We start from the raw sequence: 22,943 nt of genomic DNA, 5'->3' as shown, positions 1-22,943 counted from the left end.
GATAAATATATGTGTACGTCGAAAGGAATAGGGGGAAAGGTATGAAATTTTCAATTGCAATACCAGTATATAATGACCAAAACTCAATAAAAACATGTTTAGATAGTGTGTTAAATCAAACTATCGGACAAGACAGACTTGAAATTATTTGTGTGAATGACGGTTCAACCGATGAGAGCGGTGCCATATTAGATGAATACATGAGTAAATACCCTTGTATAAAAGTGATTCATCAAGAGAATAGCGGAGCGCCTGGCCGGCCTAGAAATAAGGCAATAGATATTGCAACAGGAGATTATATCTATTTTGTTGATGGAGATGATTATTTAGGGATTGAAGCCTTGGAAAGAATGGAAGAAAAGATACTTGAGTACCAAAGTGATATTGTCATAGGGCGTTATGAAGGGATTAATAGAGGCGTACCTGTTTCAATTTTTAAGAGAAACCCGGACTGTTTTTCTTTTTTTGGTTCAAACGCTCTTTTTACAACGAGTGCTCAGAAATTATTCAAACTTGATTTATTGAAGAAACATAATATTCGTTTTCCGGAACATTTCTCCCTTGGAGAGGATCAGCCGTTTATGATCCAGGCATATGCCTATTCAAATTCCATTGCATTGGTGAAAGATTATGTATGCTATTACTTGACGAATCATCAGACAGTTGGAAGAGTCCAGTTAACGAAAAAACCTTTATCCGGTAAACTTTTCATGCTGAGAATTGAAGAGACATTGGCTGCTATTGAAGCGTTAGAACTCGACAAGGATAAAAAATTAATGGTTTTTCACCACTACTGGGAGAGAGTTTTAGATGTAGAACTGAGTGCGCTCATCTCAAGATCGTTTTTAGTAGAGGACAAACTTTATATTTTCAATACATTTAAGAAAATGCTTGATAAGTATCATTATCTAGATTATTACTCTCAATTTTCCTCCAGACAGAAGCTATTATTTCGGTTGATTGACAATGGCAAGATGGAGGATTTGATTGCTTTTTGGTATTCGGAAAAACATACGGGCAATATGGTGGTTTTTCATGGACAAGTATATCCAAAACCCAAAATGGCTTATGAACTAGCGTTAAATGAATCCATATCCTTTCATCGGCTCAATAAATTTGAAGGTGAAATAACAAGATTAAAACGTATGGAAAACACTCTTTTACTGGAAGGGTTTTGTTATCATTCTCACGTTGATTCATCAAAAGAAAATTTATTTATTGAAATCTCTTTAAGGGGTCAGCAAGAAGGAAGTGTTGCGTTACCGGCCTTCAGAAACAGCTATGAAAAACATCGCCCAATAGAAATTGAGTCCTCCTATTTGAAAAAAGAACGTGTTACCTATTTTCACACCTTTATCCCGGTACAGTCCCTTCTCCGTTTTAATCAAGAAGGAGACATATTGGATGTAAGATTAATTAGTAAGATAGAAGATTATACGAAATCGGTAAGATTAAGAGCAAAACCAACAGTGTTATTAAAAGAGTCCTTATTTCTTTCTCAAGAGCATACAGAGTGGGTATTATTGTCTTCCTATTTAACCAAATGGGGAAATCTTTCTTTTGTCTTAAAAACTCAAGAGCTTGATATTAAAAATTTTTCATTATCATACAATGATTCTGAAGTGAAAGGGTATTTCAGTTTGCCATCGAGTGTATCTTTGGATGAATCAAGCCGCTTTCAACTTATATTTTCAAAATTTCTTACTTATGAACCTGAAGTTATACTTCAGAAATCCAGTGGCAGCGAACAGTTGTGCCACTTTCGCTTCGCAGTCTCTAAGAGTGATTTAAAGCAGCTGAGACAAAAAAAGAATGTGGATATTGCGCTAGGGCACTATAAGAAAAGAGTACCAGTTTATTATAAAGAAAGACCCTCTATCATAAAGCGCGTATTAAATAAATTAAGACGGCTTTTCATTTAATATATTTACAAATCAAAAGAGCTTTGAATCCAGAGATTCAAAGCTCTTTTTTTACTTTTTATAGGATTTTTTCACATAATGAAACACATCCGGGTAATTCGTAAACACCCCGGTAACTCCTAAGTCCAGCAGGCGGCGCATATCTGCTTCTGTATTGACTGTGTAAGGATGAAGCAGGAGGCCGTGGCTGCGGATCATACGGACGTTTTCTTGATTTAAAGCTTTATAATCCGGACCCGCGCCGACAGCGTAGGTTTTGATTTCCTCCAAATCAGCATCTGTCATTGAAGCTATTTGCTTTGCTTCCATCAATTGAACAGTCGGCAGGTTAGGCTGTAATTGATGAATTTTTAACAGGCTTTCTTTGCTGAAAGATTGAATGATAACTTGTCCCGGCTTTTTATGTTTTCCTATCAGTTTATGTTTTTGTAAGGAAGCGATCAGTTTTTCTTCCATACCAGGATACGTATCAGGCGATTTTGTTTCAATGTAATAGTTGGCATGCTTTCCGAAATGGTCTAATACCTCATCCAAAGTAGGAACTTGGAGGCCGACGTACCGAGTCTGTGCTTTTTCCGGATAAGCTTCATTAAACCATGATCCCGCGTCGAGCTGCTTGATTTCTGCAAGCGTGTAGTCTTTGACCCAGCCTTCTCCGTTTGTAGTACGGTCTAATTTTTCATCATGCATGACAATTAACTTGCCGTCCTTTGTCATCTGTAAATCCAATTCAATATAATCGGCTTTCATTTTTTGAGCCGTTTCGTAGGACAATATCGTGTGCTCCGGCACATATCCGGAAGCTCCCCGGTGGGCGACATTCACGATACGCTCAGGAGACAGCAGGTCCCCCTTTGACTTGGCAGAGACAGGCGGACAAATAAATGCCGCCAAGCTAAAAGACAACAATATCAAAACTAGTAATCTATTTTTCCTCATTCTATAATCCCCCTTAAGTTAAACAGTGCAGCAATTGTGACCCATCCCCATCATAAAAAAACGATATGAATAGCGTTTTTAGAAAATATTAATCTTTTATTTATTTTCGTTAAGATTTTTTTCGATTTTCGCTGCTGTATGGAACGAGCTTGAAATCATCATTCTCTCTTAAACATGCTCCGCCCGTTTTCCCGTATTCCATGTCAAAGCCAAGAACACGATGGCCAGTATACAAGATGAGACCAGCATGATGAAGCCGCCGTTCCAATCAAATCGGTCAACGACAAATCCCATAATCGCGTTTGCGAAAGCAGACCCGCCGATGTATCCGAAAAACCCGGTCAAACCAGCTGCAGTTCCGGCTGCTTTTTTCGGAGCAAGATCAATGGCTTGCAGACCGATGAGCATCACAGGTCCATAGATTAAGAAGCCGATGCTGATCAGAGCGATGTTGTCTACCAGCGGATGGCCGGCCGGATTCAGCCAGTACACCAATACGGCAATGAAAACACCTGCCATAAACAGAACGCCTGCCGGTGCGCGGCGGCTCTTAAAGAAGCGGTCGCTGATCCAGCCGCACAGGATCGTTCCCGGTATGCCGGCGTATTCGTAAAGGAAATACGACCACCGGGAGTCTTCAGGGGAGAACCCTTTGGCTTCTGTTAAGTAAGTAGGCGCCCAGTCCACTACGCCGTACCGCACAAAGTAAACAAATACGTTCGCAAATGCGATGTACCAAAGAAACTTATTATTAAGTACATATTGAAAAAGGATTTCTTTTGTCGTTAATTCTTTTTCTTGATCTTTGAAAGCGTGTGTTGGATAGTCGTTCCGGTACTCTTCAATTGGCGGAAGCCCGCAAGATTGAGGGGTATCCCGCACCAAAAGGACAATTAAAAATGAAATCAGAATCGCAATAATGGCAGGGAAGAAAAACACGCTTTTCCAAGTGACAAACATCGCAATTCCAAGAGTGACAAGCGGAGCCAGGATCCCGCCGCCAATGTTGTGAGCGACATTCCAAATCGACATCTTCGTGCCGCGTTCACTAATAGAAAACCAATGGGCCATCGTTCTGCCGCATGGAGGCCAGCCCATTCCTTGGAACCATCCATTGATAAACATAAAAATAAACATGATGGTGACACTCGAAGTTACCCAGGGCATAGAAACAAAAAGAATATTAACAATTGCAGATAAAAATAAGCCTGTCGCGAGAAAATACCTCGGATTGCAGCGGTCGGACACCATGCCCATAATAAATTTACTAAAGCCGTACGCAATGGATACGGCGGCCAGCACCAATCCCAGCTCGGTTTTTGAAAACCCTTGTTCCTGCAGATAAGGAATGGCAAAAGCAAAGTTTTTCCGCAGCAGGTAATAGCCTGCGTAGCCGATAAAAATACCTAAGAATACTTGCAGCCTGAGCCGTTTATAAGCCGCATCCGTCTTTGAATCATCCAGTCTCTCAATGTGCGGAGCCGGTTTAAATAAGTGAAACATCAAATCATCCCCTTTGCTGTTTGTGTTGGATGTGTGGCGTGCCCCCCTTTCTGAAAAACAAAAAGAGCCAGAAAACACCCCCTTATTAAAAGGGGTGGAATTCCTGGCTCTCCTCATCTCCATCCAAGCTATTAACTTATAATGATAGCGCTTTCTTAAATTATCATAGTCTGGAGTGAATGTAAACGGGTAATTTTAAATTGTGTGAAAAAGTAAATGTTATCCTTTTGGTAGTTATGTTTTTTTACAAGTAACATAAAAATCTGGGGGGAGGCTGTTGCAGGTGGATAAATTAGATATCGCATTCGGCATTTTACCGTTAGCAATTATTGTGTTATCGGTCGCCGGGACTTATGTTTGTAAAAATGTATATATGATGCCGTTAGTTAGTTTGATCATTTCTCTCGTGCTTACGTTTACGGTTTTCAATCAATCTTTTTTGGGTTGGGTCGTTGTCTATAGCTTGTTTTCGCTGATTTTATCGTATATTACATTGATGGTGCTGAGAAAGAGGAAGGCATCTGGAAAATGAAATTTCGTCCCGCTTTTTTGATATATCGTTGACTATGGCAACTATATATGATTATAATGGCTTTAATCAACGATATAAGAAAGTGGGGAGAAGTTTGAAAACCAATGAATCAGCAACAGGCTTAAAATTCAGAAAGTTCAATCGGTTTTATACGAATGTTCTTGGCTTCCTTAACGAACACATTTATGACAGCCCGTTTTCCTTAACGGAGACACGGATTTTATTTGAGATTTACAATACGCCAAATTGTACGGCGAAAGATCTTCAGGATAAGCTGGGGCTTGACCGGGGATATGTCAGCAGGATGCTGAAACAGTTTGAAAAAGAAGATTTGATTTATAAAGAGAAGAGCAAAGCCGATGCCCGCCATCATTATATATATGTGACGGAAACGGGGGAAGCCATTTATAAAAAGCTTGAGAAGAAAGCAAATGAACAGGTTGAGCTGATGCTGAAGGAAATCGATGATGAAGAACAGCACAAGCTTGCGACGGCTATGGAGGAGATTGAAGCCATATTGTCACAGTCGCTCTCATCCAGGTCATCAGGCATTTCAGTAAGAGATTATTATCTTTCGGATGATATTCACCTTCTCATTGAAAAGCAAAGGCAATTTTATGCAGAGACTCATGGCTGGGATGATACATTTTTAGCTTATCTCCATGAGACATTTGACGCGGAAATTGAAAAGATATGGATCGCGGAAAGCGGCGGAAAATTTGCAGGCTGTGTGGGATTGGTCAAACAAGATAAAAAGACGGTGCAGCTGAGATGGTTCTTGGTTGATGCCGCGTTTCGAGGCAGAGGGCTGGGCACGCAACTGCTTGAGCATCTCGTTACATATAGCAGAGAGATGAAGTTTGAACGGATTTTTCTTTGGACAGTGAGCAGTATGGCTGAAGCTCGTCCGCTTTACGAGAAATTTGGATTCAGACTGAGTGAAGTGAAGGAAGAAACGCCATTATGGGGACAGCATCTGACAGAAGAACGATGGGATTTAGAGCTGTCATGAAAAGACTCCACTATGCCTGGATCATCGTTTTTATCACCTTTTTGATTTTATTGGCCGTACAAGGTGTGCGCCTGTCGTTTGGTGCGTTTGTCGAGCCTTGGGAGCGGGAGTTTTCGCTGGATAGGGGCACCATCTCGCTGATTTCAACGCTGAGCTTTATTGTTTACGGGATATCCCAGCCTGTGATCGGGCGGCTTGTGGACAGATGGGGCGCACGGGCGGTTTTATCATGGAGCACGTTACTGACCGGGATCAGCATTTTCTCGACATGTTTGATCACTTCACCGTGGCAGCTTTTTCTGCTTTACGGGTTGGGGGTGTCACTCGGAGTTGGCGGAGCGTCGAATGTAGCAACAAGTGTGCTGGTGGTGAATTGGTTCAGCAAAAAGCGCGGCCTTGCCTTTGGAATCATGGAAGCGGGCTTTGGAGCGGGGCAAATGCTGCTGGTTCCCGGCTCGCTTATGCTGATCCATTGGTTTAGCTGGAAGCTGACGGTTGTGGCATTGGGGTTGCTGTTAATGGTCGTTGTCCTTCCGGCAGCCCTTTTATTGCTGCGAAATCATCCTTCAGAAAAAAATGAAGAGCCGATCGGCGGGGCTGCTGAGGAGAAGTTAGAATCAGGCTCAAAAACCAAAGCAGGCTCAGTAACCGCGATGTTTCGTATGAGGCAGTTTTGGCTGTTGGTCCTTCCGTTTTTAATCTGCGGCTTTACGACCGTCGGACTGATGGATACCCATTTGATTCCCTTTTCTCATGATCACGGTTTTTCTACGACTGTTACGAGCGCCGCTGTCAGTCTGCTGGCCGGTTTTAACATCGCTGGTATCTTACTGTCCGGAATCATAGCGGATCGGTGGAGCAGCCGGAAAATCCTCTGTTTTTTATATGCGGTGCGCGCGCTGTCGATTGTGATTCTGATTTACAGCCACGAACCCTACTTGCTTTTAGGCTTTGCGGTTCTGTTTGGATTGGTGGACTTTGCAACGGTAGCGCCGACGCAAATGCTTGCCACCCAGTACTTTCAAAATTACTCGATCGGCCTCATGATCGGCTGGCTGTCACTTGCCCATCAGATCGGCTCTGCCCTCGGAGCATATGTGCCCGGCGTCATTTATACCGTAACAGGTGAGTATACGCTGGCTTTTTATTTATCGATTGGAATGCTTGTGCTTGCAAGCGTGATGAACGTGATGCTGAGGGAGCCTGCGGCGATGAATCGTGACAGTCAGGCTGTGACGGAGAAGGTGTAAGTGAGAAAAAGCATCTCTGGAGGATTATTCAGAGATGCTTTTTTTGTATTTTTGTTCTAATACGAAGTCGATCATACCGACAATGCGGGTGTTTTCGGATTTTTGTTTGAAGTTTTGGGAGATTTGAATTCTTTTAGCATTTGGAAAAGATGCAACAATCCAAAACAACCCGATCAACGCAAACAACATTTGTATAGACATGGCTATTAAGTCATTATAATGAGTGCTGAAAAAAAATATATATAGAGTTATTAATGTGACGGAAAATACGATTTTAATAGAATGCTTGAAGGTGAGTTCAGGTTCAGTTAAGCACATTTTCATTTGGTTTAATGTCAATGAATCTTGTTTCATAAGATATGTCAATAATTCATTATCATTATTTCTGACAGGAAACAATTCAGTTTCAATTTTTTTGACTGTTTCCCTATAAATTTGCATATCAAATTTCATGTAGAATCCTCCTTGAAAATAAATCCATGAATACTCATAGAGTATTCATGGATTATAAAACTATCTAAAAGCTGCTAATAACGAACCGAACAGTGCTGCCGCTGCTCCTGCCTCAGGTGCTAAGAGTACTAAAGCACCAATACCTACAACTACAATAATACCTGTACCTACCAGCAGCATGTTGTTTACAATAGTATCCCAATTTGGTGTGTATACTTCTTCTTCCGAATCTGGTAATCTAAAGTGCTTCTGTTTTATTTTAAACGTAATCGTAGTCGTAAGTCCAGTTGTAGCACTGTCACCTACTGGAATATCAGGCGTATAGATTTTAAATTGAATATTTAATGATTGAGCTGTCGGGTTCACATAAATTTCTAAAAATCCATTACGTACTGACAAGCTGAGACTGTTTAAAAGGTTTTGATAAGAATCAATTTGTGACGCAGTGAGAGACGTTTGGGTATCGCCCAATAAACCCGTGATATAGGCACCTGGTTTACCATTTGTAATGGTAATTGTGTTTGGTGAGCCTTCGCTCGGTATGGTTGCAAGAAGTGATGTGGATAGAATAATATCCAACTCTGGTGATGTAAAAATGGTTTCTGTCGTATCAAATTCAAACATCGCGTTTGCGAGACCTGATAGATTCTCTAAAGCCGGGATGGTAGATAAAATATCCGTTAGTGTGCGCAGTCTGGCATCATATACCGGATCTGCAGGCGGATTTACGCTGCTTACTCCAGAGTCTTTGCCTGAAAAACCGTCTTTATCAATGCCGATGCTTCCGGAACCGCTTCCGATTGTTCCCTCATAAAATTGATCGAAAGCCCAGTTTTGCGGCATTGGATAACCGAGATTGCCGCTGAAGCCAGTTGACATATTTGCCACAAAACTATACTTTGTGAGTCCTGCTTCTTGGGTTCGGATGCAAATATTTCTTGGTCCGTATACGCCTATTTCGTATTTAGGCGCAGTAGAAAATGTCTGCATTTTCGCAAAAGCTGACTTGATTTCTTGGAAATAAGGAATAATTTTATCAGTTACTTCATAATCGTAGGCATCAAAATCGACAGCAAAATAAATGGTCGTTCCGGATGGGAAGCCTAGTCTGCGAGCTGCTGATGCCGCACTGTAAGCATCTCTTGTTCCTTGGTCTTTTACAAAGTAAGAAGATTGATAGCCGCCGTCTTGATAAATTGGAAAGACCTTTAATCCGGCATTAAAAATAACTGCAAGTTCTTCAGCCGTCAGGGCTTTTGATGTGAGGCCGCTGCTTGTCCGCACATTTCCGGTCAAATATCTGCCAATTGTTTTATAACCGTTGTTCCGCAGTGTTTGGGCTTTTTCTGTAGTTATAATAGTAGCGGTGTCACAAGCTGAAGCGGTGCGTGTTGTGTCTCCTGAGCTTGATAATAAAGCTTTAATGGTCGGCATATCTGCATAACCTGTTTGCGGCAGGCACATGAACGCTTGAAATGCTTTAACGGCTGAAACAACACCGACGCCGTATTTGCCGTCAAACTCACCAGGGTCGAATGATTTTCCGTTGCAATAAAGGGCGTACTGAACAATTAAAACAAAGCCTGTTCTCGAATCACCGGGAGTTAAAGTAGGGCATAAGCTTGTTGTGCCGTTTCCGAAAAATCCATTGGCGACACTTGTGCTCATACCTTCTTCTTTTTGCAAAGCATAAATAAGGGCCTTGTTGGTATCGCGGGCATACAGTCCGTCACAAGGCATTAAACCGATATAGTCATTGTAGTCCCGGTTTAAGTTTTGTTGAATCTGGCGGATTCTTGAATCGCCCCCAGACACCAGCTTAAAAGCGCTCATGTCCAATAAGGCTTTCATAATCAAGGTGGTGACAATTCCGTCCTGAGTTGTCAGTCCTGCAGCTTTCTGAAACTCCTTCACCGCATTTTCTGTTTTTTCGTAAAAGACGCCTGTAAAACCGCCGGGATTAAAGCCTTTGCACCATAAAGCCCCCTGTAAAATAAAATTCATGTTGCTTGGTTTTGAATCTGGAGCTTGGCGTTTAAGAGGCTTAAATAAGCGCTGTGTTGTTGGCCCGAAGTTATTAGCTGGCTCTGAGATACCTAGTTCAATTTGAAGCGCCCGAGTCAGACCGTAGATCGTATCCCACCCAGTTTTCCCGCTTTCTTCTACTGGGTTATACCCATGTTTGCCTCTGTACGTCTCGTTCAGCCACTGCTGTGTGATTAAAACCATTTCATCCATTTCGATTCCTCCATTCTTTTGATCGCGTTCATCTATAGGTGGCAAACGTAGGACGAAATAAAAAAGGATACCGATACGGCATCTTTTTTAAACCCGTTCTTCTTTCCATTTCGCTTTCGGTTTCAGCTCTGAAATGTAGAGTCCTAACAGTGTAAGCGCCCCTCCCAGAAGAGCAATCCATGTCATTTTTTCTTGCAGAATTATGATGGAAGAGATGATTGTGATAACCGGCACCATGTAAATATAAGCGCTGGATTTCACGGCGCCGAGCACGCCAACCGAGTAATTCCATGAGGCAAAGCATAAGGCGGAAGCGCCAATGCCGAGGTAAAGCATGTTGAGTACATTTGAAGCGGTTGAAAAGCGGCTCGGGTCAAGATGGAAGTCAAACAAGAATAAAGCGGGAATCATAAACAGCAAACCGTACAAAAATACTCTTTGTGTCAGCTCGATAATGTGATAACGGTGAGCGCTTAATTTCTTCATAAATATCGAATAAAATCCAAACACGAGAGCGGCTGCGGCGGCTAAGATGTCCCCGAGCGGCTTCAGGTGAAGCACGACATTACCGTTGAAAGTAATCAATAAAAGCCCGGTCAGCGCTGCAGCGAATCCGATGAAAAAAGTCAGCTGCAGTTTTTCCCCTTCAAGCAGAAAATGAGCCAGAACCGCAGTGATCATCGGAATAATGGATACAATCATGCCAACATTGGATGCGTATGTATACGTGAGCGCTATATTTTCTAGTAGAAAGTATAAGGTCACGCCAAATAAACCTGCTCCGGCGAACAACATCCTGCCGCAAGCTTTTGAACGGGATCATTTTAGGACGTACAAGGATCAGAGCAATAAAGCCCATCAAAAACCGGTAAAATAATATTTCCATCGGAGTAAAGTCAGCCAGCAGAACTTTTGTCGAAACAAAGGTCGTGCCCCAAATCAAAATGGTCACAATCGCCGCTGTATGGCCGGCAGTTTCTCGTTGAATGCTCATTTTTGAAACTCCCTTTCGAAAATCTTCATGTATTGCTTCGGCGTCAGCCCCACCTGACGTTTGAAAAACTTCGTCATATGGCTCTGATCGCTGAATCCTGTCTGAAATGCAGCATCAATCGGTCTAACCCCTTGTTCAAGGAGTTTTTTCGCTTGATTAATCCGGATTGTCTCCAGGTAGCTATTAGGCGTAATTCCTTTTTGTTTTGTAAATGAACGCAATAAATGATACTTGCTCCAGCCTGTTAGTTCACTCAAATCATTGAGCGTGACGTTCTCGGCATAATGTTCTTCTAGAAATCCGCAAACCATTTTGACTTCGTCGGATGGTTCAGGAATGCTGTCGGGGAACGTAACGTCTGAATATCGGCGGATCAGCTCTTCCAGTAAATGAAGAAACAGCTCCTCCTTGCGCAAAGCCTGCTTTTCCTTGGAAATCAGAATATGCAATTCCTGCAGACTGGATGTCAGCTCATGGCGGAATAACACATGGTGGGAGAAATAAGGGAGATGCCCGGCGCCAGTAATCTCTTCCACCGCCTTCTTCATGACATCCGGCATCACGTTGATACACCGATAATCGAGCGTGCGCCCGTCAATCTGCTCACAGCTGTGCGTGTCACGGGGGTTAAAGAGAAGAAGATCACCTGGATTGATGATATATTCTTGATTTTGACAGGCCAGGTACCTCTGCCCTTTTTCAATAAAACCAATCACATAATAATCGTGAAAGTGATTCGGGAATTTTTGCATAATTCCCTTGAAGCGGTAGGCTTCTATATGAAGGTGCGGATCAAGATGCAGTGTTCGGGTTTCGTTTTGCATGGGATGCCTCCTGTCGGTGTGGTGGTCTTGGGTTAAGTGTAGCATGATTTTTGGGGATTTCTTGTATGATGTTGCTGCAGGACAAGGAGAAAGCAGGTGATTTACATTACCTGCTGCTAACGTCATGTTTCGCCATTAGCTTTGTGAAGTACTAATAAACTGCCCAACATTAATTACCAAAGGAATATTAATAGTTTAATAAAAGAAGCGCCATTTGCTGGCTTCGATTTTTGAGATGTCAATTCGTTCCGTGGAAGAACATTTTTTTTGCCAATAACCTACCCCAGGGTGGATTCCATAGGCATGAGTACTCATCCAGTTCCCGTATAGCAGAGGAACTGCTCTATGAGGCGGGATTACAGGGATTACTCCATTTTTCAGCGCTTATGCCATTGGCGGGTGGTTTGCGGGGAAAGCGGATTGACACCATTTGAAGGAGAGTGAGATGATTGATGAAAAAATGGAGGAGAGATGGAAATGCAGCCAGAAGATATTGTCCGAAGCGGTCCGAATCAATACATATGCAAACAAGGAATTGTAAAAGAGCTGCCGGCACTTGTGAAGGGATGGAAGCATCCTGTTGTTGTAACGGGCATCAAGTCGTATGAGGCGTTTCAAACGTATGCTGCGATTCCGCCAAAGTGGAGAGTGATTCAGCATAAAGGGTACAGCTCTCCTGAAGCAATAGGGGAGATTGCGGAACAAGCGGCATCTGCTGATCTCATTATTGGGATTGGCGGCGGAACAGTGTTAGACACCGCGAAAGCTGTCGCAGATCGTTTGGATATCGAAGTCATAACTGTTCCGACAATCCCTGGAACGTGCGCGGCAAGCACGCCGCTGAGCGTGATCTATGATCAAGAAGGCAACTTTATCCGAGTCGATTATCATAAACGTTCCAGCTATTTGACACTCGTTGATCCGTTATTGCTGCTTTCTTCTCCTATCGAATATGTCAAAAGCGGAATTGGCGACACGCTTGCGAAGTGGTATGAAGCGGAAGCCATTATCAGAAATACGAAGGAGCCTGTTTCATTAATGGTCGAAGCAGGGCTTAGGCAGTCTGTCTATATTCGTGATCTTTTACTGCAGGAAAGCCTTAAGGCTGTTGAAAGCCTTGAGAGAGGGGAAGCCTCTGCTTCTTTCACAGCTGTAGCAGAAACCATTATTACATTGGCAGGAACTGTAGGCGGTTATGCCGGACGCTTCGGCAGGATGGCGGGTGCCCATGCGGTTCACAATGGTCTGAGTTTTATCCCGGAAACCCATCATGTACTGCACGGACAAAAGGTGGCGTACGGCATACTGATTCAGCTTGCGCTTGAGAAGAGAAATCAGGAAATTGAAGAGCTGATTCCGTTTTATCAGCAGCTTGGCTTCCCGGTGAAACTGAGTGATTTAGGCATCCATAAGGATCAAGAGCAAGCGAAGAAAGTCATTGCGGCTCATGCGTGCAAGCCGGAAGAATCGTTATGTTTGATGGGTTCTTTTTGTGAAGCGGATGTTGTGGCGGCAATCAATGTTTTGGAATCATAAGCTATAATAAGGGTTTTCTTATTTTAGCTTTTTTATTGCGAAATTTATTTTTTGAATATTTCAGTTATAATGGTTTTTGAACAGATAGGAGGGGCAAAGATGTATCAATCAAAGAAGGTTTTGTTGTTAGGATCAGGTGAACTGGGGAAAGAGGTTGTGATTGAAGCCCAGCGTCTCGGGGTAGAGACGGTGGCGGTAGACAGCTACGAGCATGCTCCGGCGATGCAGGTGGCGCATAAAAGCTATGTCATTGACATGCTGGATCGTGAGCAGATCAGACACATTATTGAGAAAGAAAAACCTGATTTGATTGTGCCTGAGGTTGAGGCAATCGCGACGGATGAATTGCTGAAGCTTGAAGAGGAAGGATTTCACGTTATCCCAAATGCGCGTGCAGCAAAGCTGACGATGGATCGGGAAGGCATCAGGCGGCTTGCGGCAGAAACGCTCGGGCTTGCGACGGCAGGCTATGAATTTGCGAATACATATGAAGAATTTGTACAGGCGGCAGCTCATATCGGCTTTCCTTGTGTCGTCAAACCGTTGATGAGTTCCTCAGGAAAAGGCCAAAGCGTATGCCGCTCAGAAGCGAATTTGGAGAGCTGCTGGGAGACGGCGATGGAAGGCGGACGAGTGAAGAACGGACGCGTGATCGTCGAGGAGTTTATCCCGTTCGAATCAGAAATCACACTCTTAACTGTGCGTGCAGTGAACGGTACGGTATTTTGTGCGCCGATCGGCCATGTGCAAAAGGATGGAGACTATATCGAATCATGGCAGCCTCATCATATGACAGAGCAGCAAATTGAAGAGGCGAAACATATTGCGAAAGCCATTACGGATGAGCTTGGCGGGTACGGTCTGTTTGGTGTTGAGCTTTTCCTTGCGAAAGACAAGGTGTATTTCAGTGAGGTGTCTCCTCGACCGCATGATACAGGTCTTGTGACGCTGGTGACGCAAAATTTGTCGGAATTCGCGCTGCATGTCCGGGCGATTCTCGGCTTTCCGATTACAGAAATCACACAGCTTTCTCCAGGCGCCAGCCGGCCCCTCAAAGCACCGGAAGAGTCAGCGGATTACACTGTTGAAGGTTTGGAAAACGCGCTGGCAGTGCCAAAGACACAAGTGCGCGTGTTTGGAAAGCCCATAACGAAGGTCGGACGCCGTATGGCGGTTGCGCTTTCTGCGGCTGACACTGTTGGAAAAGCGCGAGAGAACGCGAAGAAAGCGCTGGATCAACTATCGATTCAATAAACATGAAACAGACGGGCCTTGTCTTGATACATGGCCCGTTTTTTTTATCATCACCGCCAAAAATTGTATCATAAGAATCAAATTCTTGATTATAATGTAAAAGTCTTCCAATGAAATGGCTGGTTGACACAAAAGGAGGGGGATGACTAAAATGAGAGTAGTCTCAAGATTCGGAAAAAAATGCTTTGCAGGTTTTACGATTTTGTGTTTGGCAACGGCAGCGGCGGTATCTTTCGGAACGCCGGCAGAAGCGGCGGAGAACCCGCAAACCTCTGTCTCCAATACGGGAAAGGAAGCTGAAGTCAGCAATAACCAGACGTCGAAAGCGGAATTGGTTTCTGATCCTTATGAAGGAACCGGAAAAACAAGCAAAACATTACACGAGCTTATAGAATCAGAAAAAAACATTAAATCCTTAAAGCCTTCAAGTGTAATTGGATCTGATGAACGCGTCAGAATTTCAGGCACTACGTCATTTCCTTACAGAGCAACGGTTCAGCTCTCAATCAAATATCCCAATACCTCAAGCACTTATGGGTGCACAGGCTTTTTAGTGAACCCGAATACTGTGGTGACGGCCGGACATTGTGTGTACAGCCAGGATCACGGGTGGGCATCTTCAATAACTGCTGCTCCGGGCCGCAATGGTTCATCGTATCCATACGGCACTTATTCCGGCACGATGTTTTACTCCGTTAAAGGATGGACGGAAAGCAAAGATACCAATTATGATTACGGTGCAATTAAACTAAATGGTTCTCCTGGCAACACGGTTGGCTGGTATGGGTATAGAACAACAAACAGCAGCAGCCCCGTCGGCCTTTCTACATCAGTTACAGGATATCCGTGTGACAAGACTTTCGGCACCATGTGGTCTGATACAAAGCCGATTCGCTCTGCGGAAACGTATAAGCTGACCTATACAACTGATACGTACGGCTGCCAAAGCGGCTCGCCTGTTTACCGCAATTATAGTGATACGGGGCAGACGGCCATTGCAATCCATACCAACGGAGGATCGTCATATAACTTGGGAACAAGGGTGACGAATGATGTATTCAACAATATTCAATATTGGGCAAATCAATAAATACGGCAAACTGGCCGTTTTCATTTCTATTTTGTTTTTATGCGGATGCACCTCTCAGGCGCATTCAGATTCTGCTCAGAAAGAAACAACGATCCCTGTGACCCTTCATGTGGAAGACGATGCCGGGTTACCGGTGGAAGGCGTTCAAGTGACGATTGTCAAAGCGCCGGCATCAGATCAGGAGCCGAATATAGAGATCGGTGAGATTCTCGGTTTGACAGACAAAAACGGAGACATCACATGGGATACCGGGAAAAAGGGTGACTATTCCATTGCCTTAACGAAGAATGAAACGTCTGTGACGCATCAAGTGTCATTAACAAAGGACAAAAAAGATAAGGTTATTCCATTAGTCTTTAAAGAATAGACGGTTTTCCTTCAAGTTTAGGAAGGGCGTCTTTTTTTTATTGATCTTCGTATATGATCAAACTATATACTGGAAAATTGTTATATGAGATAATAAGAATGGGTATTTTTTCTTACAAGAAAGGGCAGTTTCCTTTCTCTATATATAAATGACAGTCGGAGGAAAAAGAAAAAGATGAAACAAGATTCGATGCAGCTTGCCGCGGCTGAAGGCGGTACATGCTTTTATCAGGCTTATGATGAAAGTCTTTCTTTGTGGCCGATTGATATGGAAGCTTTCTATGTTTCTACTCGTTTCGGAAAAACACATATCATGGCAAGTGGGCCAAAGGACGCACCTTCGCTTGTCCTGCTTCACGGAGGGCTCTTCAGCTCTGTCATGTGGTATCCGAATATCGCCGAGTGGAGCGGTCAATATCGTACATATGCAGTCGATATCATAGGAGACAAAAATAAAAGTATACCATCAGCCTCTCTGGATACGAGGGCTGATTGCGCTCACTGGCTGAAAGATGTTTTTGATTCACTTGGACTTGAGAGAGTACATCTGGCCGGATTTTCCCTTGGCGGGCTTCATACAGTGAACTTTCTGCTTGATATGCCTGAAAGAGTGGAGCGGGCGGTTGTCATGAGTCCTGCTGAAGCGTTTATATCATTTCATCCGGATGTCTATAAATATGCCGCAGGCCTTAGTGAGCCGAGCGGGGCTGATGCTTACATCAAGTGGCTGACAGCTGACCGCTATCAGCTTCATCCCATGCTGCAAAAGCAGATCAAGGCTGGAGTCAAGTGGCAGGATGAGAAAAGAAGCCTGACACCGAGAGAAAATGGCTTCCCGTACGTGTTCACAGACGCGGAGTTAAAGTCGATCACGGTTCCGATGCTGGTGATGTTTGGTGAGCATGAGGTGATGTACCATCAGCAAATGGCTTTAGAAAGAGCTTCTGTATTGGTTACGGGGATTCAGACGGAAATGGTTAAGAACGCGGGACACTTGTTACCTCTGGAGCAGCCGGATTATGTCAATGAACGGGTTTTGTCATTTTTAGGCGAAAATGAAATTTGCAGATAAATTGAAAAGACTGGCATTCATTGTTCAAAAGGTAACAAATGTTGTATAATAATAGAATTTGAGTGCTGCTTTTTTTCTGGCAGTCTATGTTATCATGCTTAATAGATAGATTTTTCCTGTAACGCTGATTCGATATACAACGTCGTGTTGATATAAGGTTTTTTTCAATTGGAGGTTTGGTTACACTGTGAATTATATACCCAGTATGATTACGATAGGAAACTTTATTTGCGGGCTTTTGGCGGTTCATTCCTTAATATTTCACAACATCCATTCAGCAGTGATTTTCATTTTTACCGGCATGTTTCTCGATTTCTTCGATGGAATGGCTGCGCGGAAGCTGAATGCTGTATCTGATATGGGGAAAGAACTGGATTCATTTGCCGATCTGGTTACATTTGGCGTGGCGCCATCCATGCTCGCCTACAGTGTCGCTTTATATGCCCTGCCGTTTATCGGGATACTATGCGCGCTGGCTTACAGTATTTGCGGGATGCTTCGGCTCTCTAAATTTAATGTTGAACAAAGCAAGCTTCCGACGTTTATCGGAATGCCGATTCCATTTGCGGCAATGTGTCTCGTCATTTTATGCTTTGTGAATAACCCGATTCTGCTGGCGCTCGGCACATGCGGGCTGTCTTATTTAATGGTGAGCAAAGTGAAATTTCCTCATTTTAAAAAACACGCGGCAGAAAATCTGGAGTCCGAAAGATGGAATTAGTGCAGCAGCTGATAGCGGATTATGGTTATCTCGCTATTTTTTTGATGCTTGTTCTTGGAATTATTGGATTGCCGATACCCGACGAAGTCATGATGACAATCGTCGGTTATTTTACGCATATTGATGTGCTGAATTATGAGCTTGCCATTTTTATCAGCTTTGTCGGAGCCCTGTTAGGGATGATGATCAGCTACATGATCGGCAGAAAGGCCGGGCGTCCGTTTATCGATAAGTATGGCAAATGGGTCGGTTTGAAAGAAAAGAGAATGCTGAAAGTAGAAAAATGGATGAAGAAATACGGACCATATTCTCTTATATTAGGTTATTTTATTCCAGGCGTCAGGCATGTGACGTGTTATTTTTCAGGAATCGGCAAAATGGAGCTGAAAACGTATATCGTGTATGCAGCGATCGGCGCCTTTTTGTGGTGCTTTATTTTTATTACAATCGGAAGGGTTATAGGGGTTATTCATGTTTAATACAGCTGTAAAGATTCTGTACCGATCATTGATAGAACTGACGAACCATCGATTATCTTCCTGCCTGATCAAAGGATTTTGCGAATCGAAAATCAGTAAGCCAGTCATTCCGCTCTTCTCTAAACACTTTCAAATTAACTGGAATGATGTAGACGGAACAGCCGCTGATTACGGTTCGCTTTCGGAATTGTTTATTCGGAATATTAATTTGGAGCGGCGCCCTGTTTCAGAAGAGGCGCATGCTGTGGTCAGCCCCGTTGACGGTGTCGTTCAGACGATAGGGACGATAAACCCGAATCAAACCTTTACGGTAAAGGGAAAAGACTACTCATTTGCTGAATTGACCGGCTGTAAAAGCGCTGATCATCAATACAACGGTGGATATTTCGTCGTGCTGTACTTAAGCCCGCGGCATTACCACCGTTTTCATTCCCCGATCAGCTGCACATATCAAAAGCTGGCTGAACTCGGAAACCGTTCATACCCGGTGAATCAGTTAGGATTAAAATACGGAAAAGATGTACTGTCGAAAAATTACCGAGTTGTTTATGAGTTGAATAGCGGCAATCGAAACGTGCTGATGATTCCTGTCGGCGCGATGAATATTAACTCAATCGTGCAGACCGGCACAGGTGATCAATTGAAGATCGGCGAGGAGCTGGGGTACTTTTCATTTGGTTCAACCGTCATTTTGGTCTTTGAAAAAGACGCGTTCCGGCCGTCTGCTGATGTAACAGAAGGCCAAGAAGTCCAAGTCGGGCAACTGATAGGCTATGGAGAGTAAAGAAGAGGAGCTCGCAAATGGAAGCGGCGCCTCTTTTTTTGAAGAAAGGTGAGCGTGATGGAAAAACAAATCGTCAGCTGGATCACACATTATCAGCAAACCGGAGATGGAGCGGCTCTTCACAAGGTGCAGGAAGCGTGCTGGCCGATTGTGGAAACAGTTCTGCAAGAGGCGGCAACTGATGCAGAGCAAGTGAACGATTTGCGCCAAAAAGGATTGGAGCGGTTTCCATTCATCATCAACAAATACCAATCGGATGTGCAGCTCCCGATTGAAACGTTTTTGAGAAATACGTATCGGTTTTATTTTCATCAGGCAATGAAAGGCTCTTAAAAAACGGCTTCTATCAGCAGAAGCTTTTTTTTTATAACTGAAAAGGAAACTTTTTCTATAACTATCTCGTAACTACTAGAGAACCTAGCAGAAAAGGAGAGATAGAATTGAAACATAAGTTAGTAAAAATGACTTTGCCGCTGCTGATCGTCTGTCTGGCGTTTTCTTCTTTTGCGGCGCCCGCCCGTGCTGCTTCTGAAGAAAAACATTGGGATCGCTGGATTGAACGGAATGCCCATCCGCTGGATTCTTCCGACGCTTCAAACAAAGATCTTCGATTTCTGAAGAAGGTGCTGAAAGGAAAACGAATCGTCCAGTTAGGAGAAACCACACATGGCTCAGGTGAGATGAATGCAACAAAGGTCCGCATGATCAAATACCTTCATGAAGAACTGGGATATGATGTGTTGGCCTTTGAATCTGCCTTTACCGATACTAATGCCTCCTACCTCAATATGGACCAATCCACACCTAAGAGCACGATGAAAAACTCCATTTATGCTGTATGGCACACAGAAGATGTCGTTGAGCTGTTTGATTATATGAAAGAGCAAAAAGAGAAAGGCCATCCGCTGATTCTTACCGGTTTTGATATTCAAGGCATGAAGAATTCATTCAATGATGCCGCGAATCAATGGGTAAAAGCCGTAGACCCGGGAAAAGCGGAGCTGCTTTCCCAATCAGAAAACGATTTTTCAACATTGGTGACAGACAGCAGCACGTTTGATGAATTTGTACAAAAAAAGGAAAGACTTGTAAAAAACTATCAGGAGCTTATCAAGTTCGCTGAAAAAAACGCTTCAGCGCTAAAAGCACATCTTCCGAAAGAGCCGAAAGCTTATCAGATGTTTATGCATTCCCTTCAGCTGAGAATTGACGTCATGGAAATATATATGCCCCAAGAAATGAAACAAAATCTAAAAGAACCACTGGAGAGATTAGAAGATGTCCCGTTTATTATAAGAGATCGCATGATGGCTGAACAATTTCAGTGGGTCGCGGATAACCTTTATCCGAAACAGAAAATCATCGTCTGGGGCCACAATTACCATCTTCGCAAACAGAATACCAAAATGATACAAGATTGGACGTACGCAAACGGACCTAACATGGGTGATTATTTACCGGACAGGCTGAAAAAACAAACGTATACGATTGGCATTTATGCGTATTCAGGTGCGAGTCTTGACAGTGTCGATAATAAGACGGTTATACCGGTTACAAGCCCGCCGCCACCAGGAAGTCTTGAAGCTTTGCTGAAAGCTGCGGACCATCCAGCTGTATTTGTTGATTTTCTCCATACAAAAAACAAGAAGGGCACTTCGTGGATGTACACCCCGCGGACAGCACTCTATTGGGGGGATCAAGAAGAGCAGATGATCCTGAAGGAACAATATGACGGTGTCATTTGGCTGGAGCATATCACGCCATCAGTCATTATCAAGTGAGAGATGTCCCCTGTGGTAACAGGGGATTTTTACATATCGCAAAAATAATCAAAACAAGAAAGCTGTGATCCATTAGTCTAAAACAGAAAGGAGATTGAAGCGTGAATGTATTATGAAAAAGCTGTCCAGAAAACAATCGATTGGATTGAATCACATTTACATGAACAAATATCACACGAGGATATTGTAAGTGTTTCAGGCTTTTCCAAATTCCATTTTCATCGGATTTTTCAAAAAAAAGTCGGCATGTCGGTTGCTTCTTATATTCGGTTAAGACGTCTCGCGAATGCGGCGGCAGCTTTGCTTTATACAGATGTTCGCATTATCGACATTGCCTTGCATTATCAGTTTGAATCTCAAGAGGCGTTTACTCGGGCATTTAAAAAAATGTATCACATGCCGCCGGGAGCATATCGAACATTTATGAAGCGTTTGACTTCAAAAAAGGAGGAATCTTGCATGAAGAAAAAAATGAAAGGCTGGGTATTGAGCGGGAGCCATCCATTCCAATTCGAAATGGGGGTTGACCGGGAAAATGTACACCAGGGAAAAGTGTCAGGGTATTTAAAATCAACGATGGTGCAGGATATCGGCGAATTTGCGACGATGATGCAGCAATTTAAGGCGGATCGTTATCTCGGGAAAAGATTGCGTCTATCAAGTTTTATCAAAACAAAAGGCGTAAAGCATTTCGCGTCGCTTTGGATGCGGGTTGACAGTGCGGCTGAAGATGTTCTTCAATTTGATAATATGAGCAACAGGCCAATTACAGGAACAACCAATTGGAATCATTACGCTGTTGTTTTAGATGTTCCTGAAAATAGTGCTGTCATTTCATTCGGCGTTCAGCTATCGGGACCGGGCCAAGTGTGGCTGGATCATGTTGTTTTTGAAGAGGTAGACGAGAGCGTTCCTTCAACAAATCTTGAAATGCCGGGAGAGCTTTTAGATGAGCCTGTTAATTTATCGTTTGAGGAAGAATGATAAATATAGTTATCTGAAAAATACAAGTGAATTTATTAGTAAATGAATGGAAAATACTATTGTTTTTCTACAAACCCGCTCGCCCCTTGGGTTTGTAAGAGTTTGGATATTTTTATCAGTCTGGGCGGATGTGTTCATCTTTGAGGTGTTTTCCTGTATGATATAGTAAGAGTGTGCATAACAACTAACTATATCATTGAACAGGGTGTTTATATCATGGAAAAACAATACAGAGTATTACTTTACTATAAATATGTTCCGATTGAAGAGCCGGAGGTGTTTAGAGAGCAGCATCTGGCTTTTTGTAAGGAGCTTGGTTTGTTAGGCCGTATTCTTGTGTCAGCTGAAGGGATTAACGGTACGGTATCAGGTACGTTTGAGCAGACTGAACAATATATGCAAGCGATGAAAGCGGATCCTCGTTTTGCGGATATGGTGTTCAAGATTGATGAAGAAGAAAATCATGCGTTCAAGAAAATGTTCGTCCGTCATAAAAAAGAGCTTGTGACGCTTCGCCTTGAGGATGATGTCAATCCGAATGAAACAACAGGAAAGCATTTGAAGCCTAAAGAATTCTTTGAAAAGATGCAGGATCCTGATACAGTCGTCCTTGATGCGAGAAATGATTATGAATATGATCTCGGCCATTTTAGAGGAGCTGTCCGTCCTGACATCGAGGCGTTCCGTGAATTGCCAGAGTGGATCGAAGAAAATAAAGAGATGCTTGAAGGCAAAAAGATTTTGACATACTGTACGGGCGGCGTGCGCTGTGAAAAATTCTCAGGCTGGCTGATGAAGCAAGGCTTTGAAGATGTATCACAGCTTGACGGCGGAATCGTCACATACGGAAAAGATCCTGAGGTGCAAGGAAAGCTTTGGGACGGCCAATGCTACGTATTCGATGAAAGAATCAGCGTGCCGGTCAACCGTGTCGAGCATGTCATTGTCGGAAAAGACTACTTTACAGGTGAACCGTGTGAACGGTATGTCAACTGTGCAAATCCATCATGCAATAAGAAAATCATATGCACACCGGAAAATGAATACAAATATATGCGCAGCTGCAGCCACGAATGCCGCACGAACCCAAGAAACTTATATGTACAAGAACACAATATGACGGCGGAAGAAGTTAGTGCCAGACTTGCAGCGATTGAAAAAGAAGAGCACGCTGCTGCTGAATAATATGGAAAGAACACCTCTCATGCA

21 protein-coding genes and 1 pseudogene are annotated in these 22,943 nt (G+C 43.3%); 16 read left to right on the top strand and 6 right to left on the bottom strand.

Translation table 11 applies throughout. From position 1 onward, the window contains the following. The first annotated feature begins 41 nt into the window (after positions 1 to 41). Positions 42 to 1,922, top strand: coding sequence for a glycosyltransferase family 2 protein (locus M1D69_RS19940; protein ID WP_458105078.1), 1,881 nt, complete (start codon positions 42 to 44; stop codon positions 1,920 to 1,922). A 51-nt stretch (positions 1,923 to 1,973) separates the two neighbouring features. On the opposite strand, the gene M1D69_RS19935 is transcribed toward M1D69_RS19940, so the two are convergent. Both M1D69_RS19935 and glpT read right to left on the bottom strand, forming a co-directional pair. Next, a complete protein-coding gene (locus tag M1D69_RS19935) occupies positions 1,974 to 2,861 on the bottom strand; it encodes a glycerophosphodiester phosphodiesterase (RefSeq protein WP_458105079.1) in 888 nt (295 codons plus the stop codon). Positions 2,862 to 3,029: 168 nt separating this feature from the next. Further along, entirely contained in the window at positions 3,030 to 4,364 is a 1,335-nt protein-coding gene (gene glpT / locus M1D69_RS19930) for a glycerol-3-phosphate transporter (protein ID WP_458105080.1), read from the bottom strand. 283 nt (positions 4,365 to 4,647) lie between these two features. Here glpT and M1D69_RS19925 point away from each other — a divergent pair, with 283 nt between their 5' ends. The 3 genes from M1D69_RS19925 (at position 4,648) to M1D69_RS19915 (ending at position 7,158) form a co-directional block, all read left to right on the top strand. Beyond that, positions 4,648 to 4,896, top strand: coding sequence for a YbeF family protein (locus tag M1D69_RS19925; RefSeq protein ID WP_059292064.1), 249 nt, complete (start codon positions 4,648 to 4,650; stop codon positions 4,894 to 4,896). 94 nt (positions 4,897 to 4,990) lie between these two features. Continuing rightward, a complete protein-coding gene (locus M1D69_RS19920) occupies positions 4,991 to 5,908 on the top strand; it encodes a bifunctional helix-turn-helix transcriptional regulator/GNAT family N-acetyltransferase (protein WP_059334399.1) in 918 nt (305 codons plus the stop codon). Beyond that, positions 5,905 to 7,158: an MFS transporter gene (locus M1D69_RS19915; protein ID WP_458106097.1), complete on the top strand. Its 1,254-nt coding sequence runs from the start codon at positions 5,905 to 5,907 to the stop codon at positions 7,156 to 7,158. The genes M1D69_RS19920 and M1D69_RS19915 overlap by 4 nt, the downstream gene beginning before the upstream one ends. Positions 7,159 to 7,182: 24 nt before the next feature. Here M1D69_RS19915 and M1D69_RS19910 read toward each other — a convergent pair whose 3' ends face one another. The 4 genes and pseudogenes from M1D69_RS19910 to M1D69_RS19895 form a co-directional block, all read right to left on the bottom strand. Beyond that, positions 7,183 to 7,611 (bottom strand): hypothetical protein, encoded by a 429-nt coding sequence (locus M1D69_RS19910; protein WP_458105081.1) that lies wholly within the window; start codon positions 7,609 to 7,611, stop codon positions 7,183 to 7,185. 60 nt (positions 7,612 to 7,671) lie between these two features. Continuing rightward, complete coding sequence (locus M1D69_RS19905) at positions 7,672 to 9,849, bottom strand: glycoside hydrolase domain-containing protein (RefSeq protein ID WP_458105082.1); 2,178 nt, start codon at positions 9,847 to 9,849, stop codon at positions 7,672 to 7,674. A 32-nt stretch (positions 9,850 to 9,881) separates the two neighbouring features. Continuing rightward, positions 9,882 to 10,843 (bottom strand): annotated as a pseudogene (locus tag M1D69_RS19900) (DMT family transporter). Then, positions 10,840 to 11,667 (bottom strand): AraC family ligand binding domain-containing protein, encoded by an 828-nt coding sequence (locus tag M1D69_RS19895; RefSeq protein WP_429659695.1) that lies wholly within the window; start codon positions 11,665 to 11,667, stop codon positions 10,840 to 10,842. Before M1D69_RS19895 ends, M1D69_RS19900 begins: the two are co-directional and overlap by 4 nt. 477 nt (positions 11,668 to 12,144) lie before the next feature. On the opposite strand from M1D69_RS19895, the gene M1D69_RS19890 reads away from it, so the two are divergent. From M1D69_RS19890 to trhO, 12 genes are all read left to right on the top strand, one after another. Next, positions 12,145 to 13,203: an iron-containing alcohol dehydrogenase family protein gene (locus tag M1D69_RS19890; RefSeq protein WP_458105083.1), complete on the top strand. Its 1,059-nt coding sequence runs from the start codon at positions 12,145 to 12,147 to the stop codon at positions 13,201 to 13,203. Positions 13,204 to 13,302: 99 nt separating this feature from the next. Continuing rightward, on the top strand, positions 13,303 to 14,457 hold the full coding sequence (gene purT / locus M1D69_RS19885; protein ID WP_458105084.1) for a phosphoribosylglycinamide formyltransferase 2: 1,155 nt from the start codon (positions 13,303 to 13,305) through the stop codon (positions 14,455 to 14,457). A 151-nt stretch (positions 14,458 to 14,608) separates the two neighbouring features. Then, positions 14,609 to 15,547, top strand: coding sequence for a trypsin-like serine peptidase (locus M1D69_RS19880; RefSeq protein ID WP_256766594.1), 939 nt, complete (start codon positions 14,609 to 14,611; stop codon positions 15,545 to 15,547). Next, entirely contained in the window at positions 15,510 to 15,914 is a 405-nt protein-coding gene (locus M1D69_RS19875) for a DUF2606 family protein (RefSeq protein WP_458105085.1), read from the top strand. The genes M1D69_RS19880 and M1D69_RS19875 overlap by 38 nt, the downstream gene beginning before the upstream one ends. A gap of 174 nt (positions 15,915 to 16,088) precedes the next feature. Then, positions 16,089 to 16,985 (top strand): alpha/beta fold hydrolase, encoded by an 897-nt coding sequence (locus M1D69_RS19870; RefSeq protein WP_458105086.1) that lies wholly within the window; start codon positions 16,089 to 16,091, stop codon positions 16,983 to 16,985. A 187-nt stretch (positions 16,986 to 17,172) separates the two neighbouring features. Continuing rightward, positions 17,173 to 17,706, top strand: coding sequence for a CDP-diacylglycerol--serine O-phosphatidyltransferase (gene pssA / locus M1D69_RS19865; RefSeq protein WP_095714500.1), 534 nt, complete (start codon positions 17,173 to 17,175; stop codon positions 17,704 to 17,706). Continuing rightward, positions 17,697 to 18,185 (top strand): DedA family protein, encoded by a 489-nt coding sequence (locus tag M1D69_RS19860; protein ID WP_458105087.1) that lies wholly within the window; start codon positions 17,697 to 17,699, stop codon positions 18,183 to 18,185. The genes pssA and M1D69_RS19860 overlap by 10 nt, the downstream gene beginning before the upstream one ends. Then, entirely contained in the window at positions 18,178 to 18,969 is a 792-nt protein-coding gene (locus M1D69_RS19855; protein WP_458105088.1) for a phosphatidylserine decarboxylase, read from the top strand. The genes M1D69_RS19860 and M1D69_RS19855 overlap by 8 nt, the downstream gene beginning before the upstream one ends. 57 nt (positions 18,970 to 19,026) lie before the next feature. Next, on the top strand, positions 19,027 to 19,302 hold the full coding sequence (locus M1D69_RS19850; protein ID WP_458105089.1) for a hypothetical protein: 276 nt from the start codon (positions 19,027 to 19,029) through the stop codon (positions 19,300 to 19,302). 128 nt (positions 19,303 to 19,430) lie between these two features. After that, positions 19,431 to 20,750 (top strand): erythromycin esterase family protein, encoded by a 1,320-nt coding sequence (locus M1D69_RS19845; protein ID WP_458106098.1) that lies wholly within the window; start codon positions 19,431 to 19,433, stop codon positions 20,748 to 20,750. Between the two features lie 105 nt (positions 20,751 to 20,855). After that, positions 20,856 to 21,734: a helix-turn-helix domain-containing protein gene (locus M1D69_RS19840; RefSeq protein ID WP_458105090.1), complete on the top strand. Its 879-nt coding sequence runs from the start codon at positions 20,856 to 20,858 to the stop codon at positions 21,732 to 21,734. A 216-nt stretch (positions 21,735 to 21,950) separates the two neighbouring features. Beyond that, positions 21,951 to 22,919 (top strand): oxygen-dependent tRNA uridine(34) hydroxylase TrhO, encoded by a 969-nt coding sequence (gene trhO / locus M1D69_RS19835; RefSeq protein ID WP_105955625.1) that lies wholly within the window; start codon positions 21,951 to 21,953, stop codon positions 22,917 to 22,919. Positions 22,920 to 22,943 lie beyond the last annotated feature (24 nt).

The sequence above is a fragment of the Bacillus sp. PK3-037 genome (assembly GCF_054161355.1).
The sequence above is the reverse complement of the archived record's forward strand: the minus strand, read 5'-3'. Positions and strand labels throughout refer to the sequence as shown.

Excerpts from the sequence above, each read along its gene's own strand:
- glpT (WP_458105080.1), bottom strand. The coding sequence starts at position 4,364 with ATGTTTCACTTATTTAAACCGGCTCCGCACATTGAGAGACTGGATGAT.
- M1D69_RS19905 (WP_458105082.1), bottom strand. The coding sequence starts at position 9,849 with ATGGATGAAATGGTTTTAATCACACAGCAGTGGCTGAACGAGACGTAC.
- M1D69_RS19845 (WP_458106098.1), top strand. The coding sequence starts at position 19,431 with ATGACTTTGCCGCTGCTGATCGTCTGTCTGGCGTTTTCTTCTTTTGCG.
- M1D69_RS19910 (WP_458105081.1), bottom strand. The coding sequence starts at position 7,611 with ATGAAATTTGATATGCAAATTTATAGGGAAACAGTCAAAAAAATTGAA.
- M1D69_RS19940 (WP_458105078.1), top strand. The coding sequence starts at position 42 with ATGAAATTTTCAATTGCAATACCAGTATATAATGACCAAAACTCAATA.
- M1D69_RS19890 (WP_458105083.1), top strand. The coding sequence starts at position 12,145 with ATGCAGCCAGAAGATATTGTCCGAAGCGGTCCGAATCAATACATATGC.
- M1D69_RS19875 (WP_458105085.1), top strand. The coding sequence starts at position 15,510 with ATGTATTCAACAATATTCAATATTGGGCAAATCAATAAATACGGCAAA.
- M1D69_RS19935 (WP_458105079.1), bottom strand. The coding sequence starts at position 2,861 with ATGAGGAAAAATAGATTACTAGTTTTGATATTGTTGTCTTTTAGCTTG.
- M1D69_RS19855 (WP_458105088.1), top strand. The coding sequence starts at position 18,178 with ATGTTTAATACAGCTGTAAAGATTCTGTACCGATCATTGATAGAACTG.
- M1D69_RS19850 (WP_458105089.1), top strand. The coding sequence starts at position 19,027 with ATGGAAAAACAAATCGTCAGCTGGATCACACATTATCAGCAAACCGGA.
- M1D69_RS19840 (WP_458105090.1), top strand. The coding sequence starts at position 20,856 with ATGTATTATGAAAAAGCTGTCCAGAAAACAATCGATTGGATTGAATCA.
- M1D69_RS19915 (WP_458106097.1), top strand. The coding sequence starts at position 5,905 with ATGAAAAGACTCCACTATGCCTGGATCATCGTTTTTATCACCTTTTTG.
- M1D69_RS19895 (WP_429659695.1), bottom strand. The coding sequence starts at position 11,667 with ATGCAAAACGAAACCCGAACACTGCATCTTGATCCGCACCTTCATATA.
- purT (WP_458105084.1), top strand. The coding sequence starts at position 13,303 with ATGTATCAATCAAAGAAGGTTTTGTTGTTAGGATCAGGTGAACTGGGG.
- M1D69_RS19880 (WP_256766594.1), top strand. The coding sequence starts at position 14,609 with ATGAGAGTAGTCTCAAGATTCGGAAAAAAATGCTTTGCAGGTTTTACG.
- trhO (WP_105955625.1), top strand. The coding sequence starts at position 21,951 with ATGGAAAAACAATACAGAGTATTACTTTACTATAAATATGTTCCGATT.
- M1D69_RS19860 (WP_458105087.1), top strand. The coding sequence starts at position 17,697 with ATGGAATTAGTGCAGCAGCTGATAGCGGATTATGGTTATCTCGCTATT.
- M1D69_RS19870 (WP_458105086.1), top strand. The coding sequence starts at position 16,089 with ATGAAACAAGATTCGATGCAGCTTGCCGCGGCTGAAGGCGGTACATGC.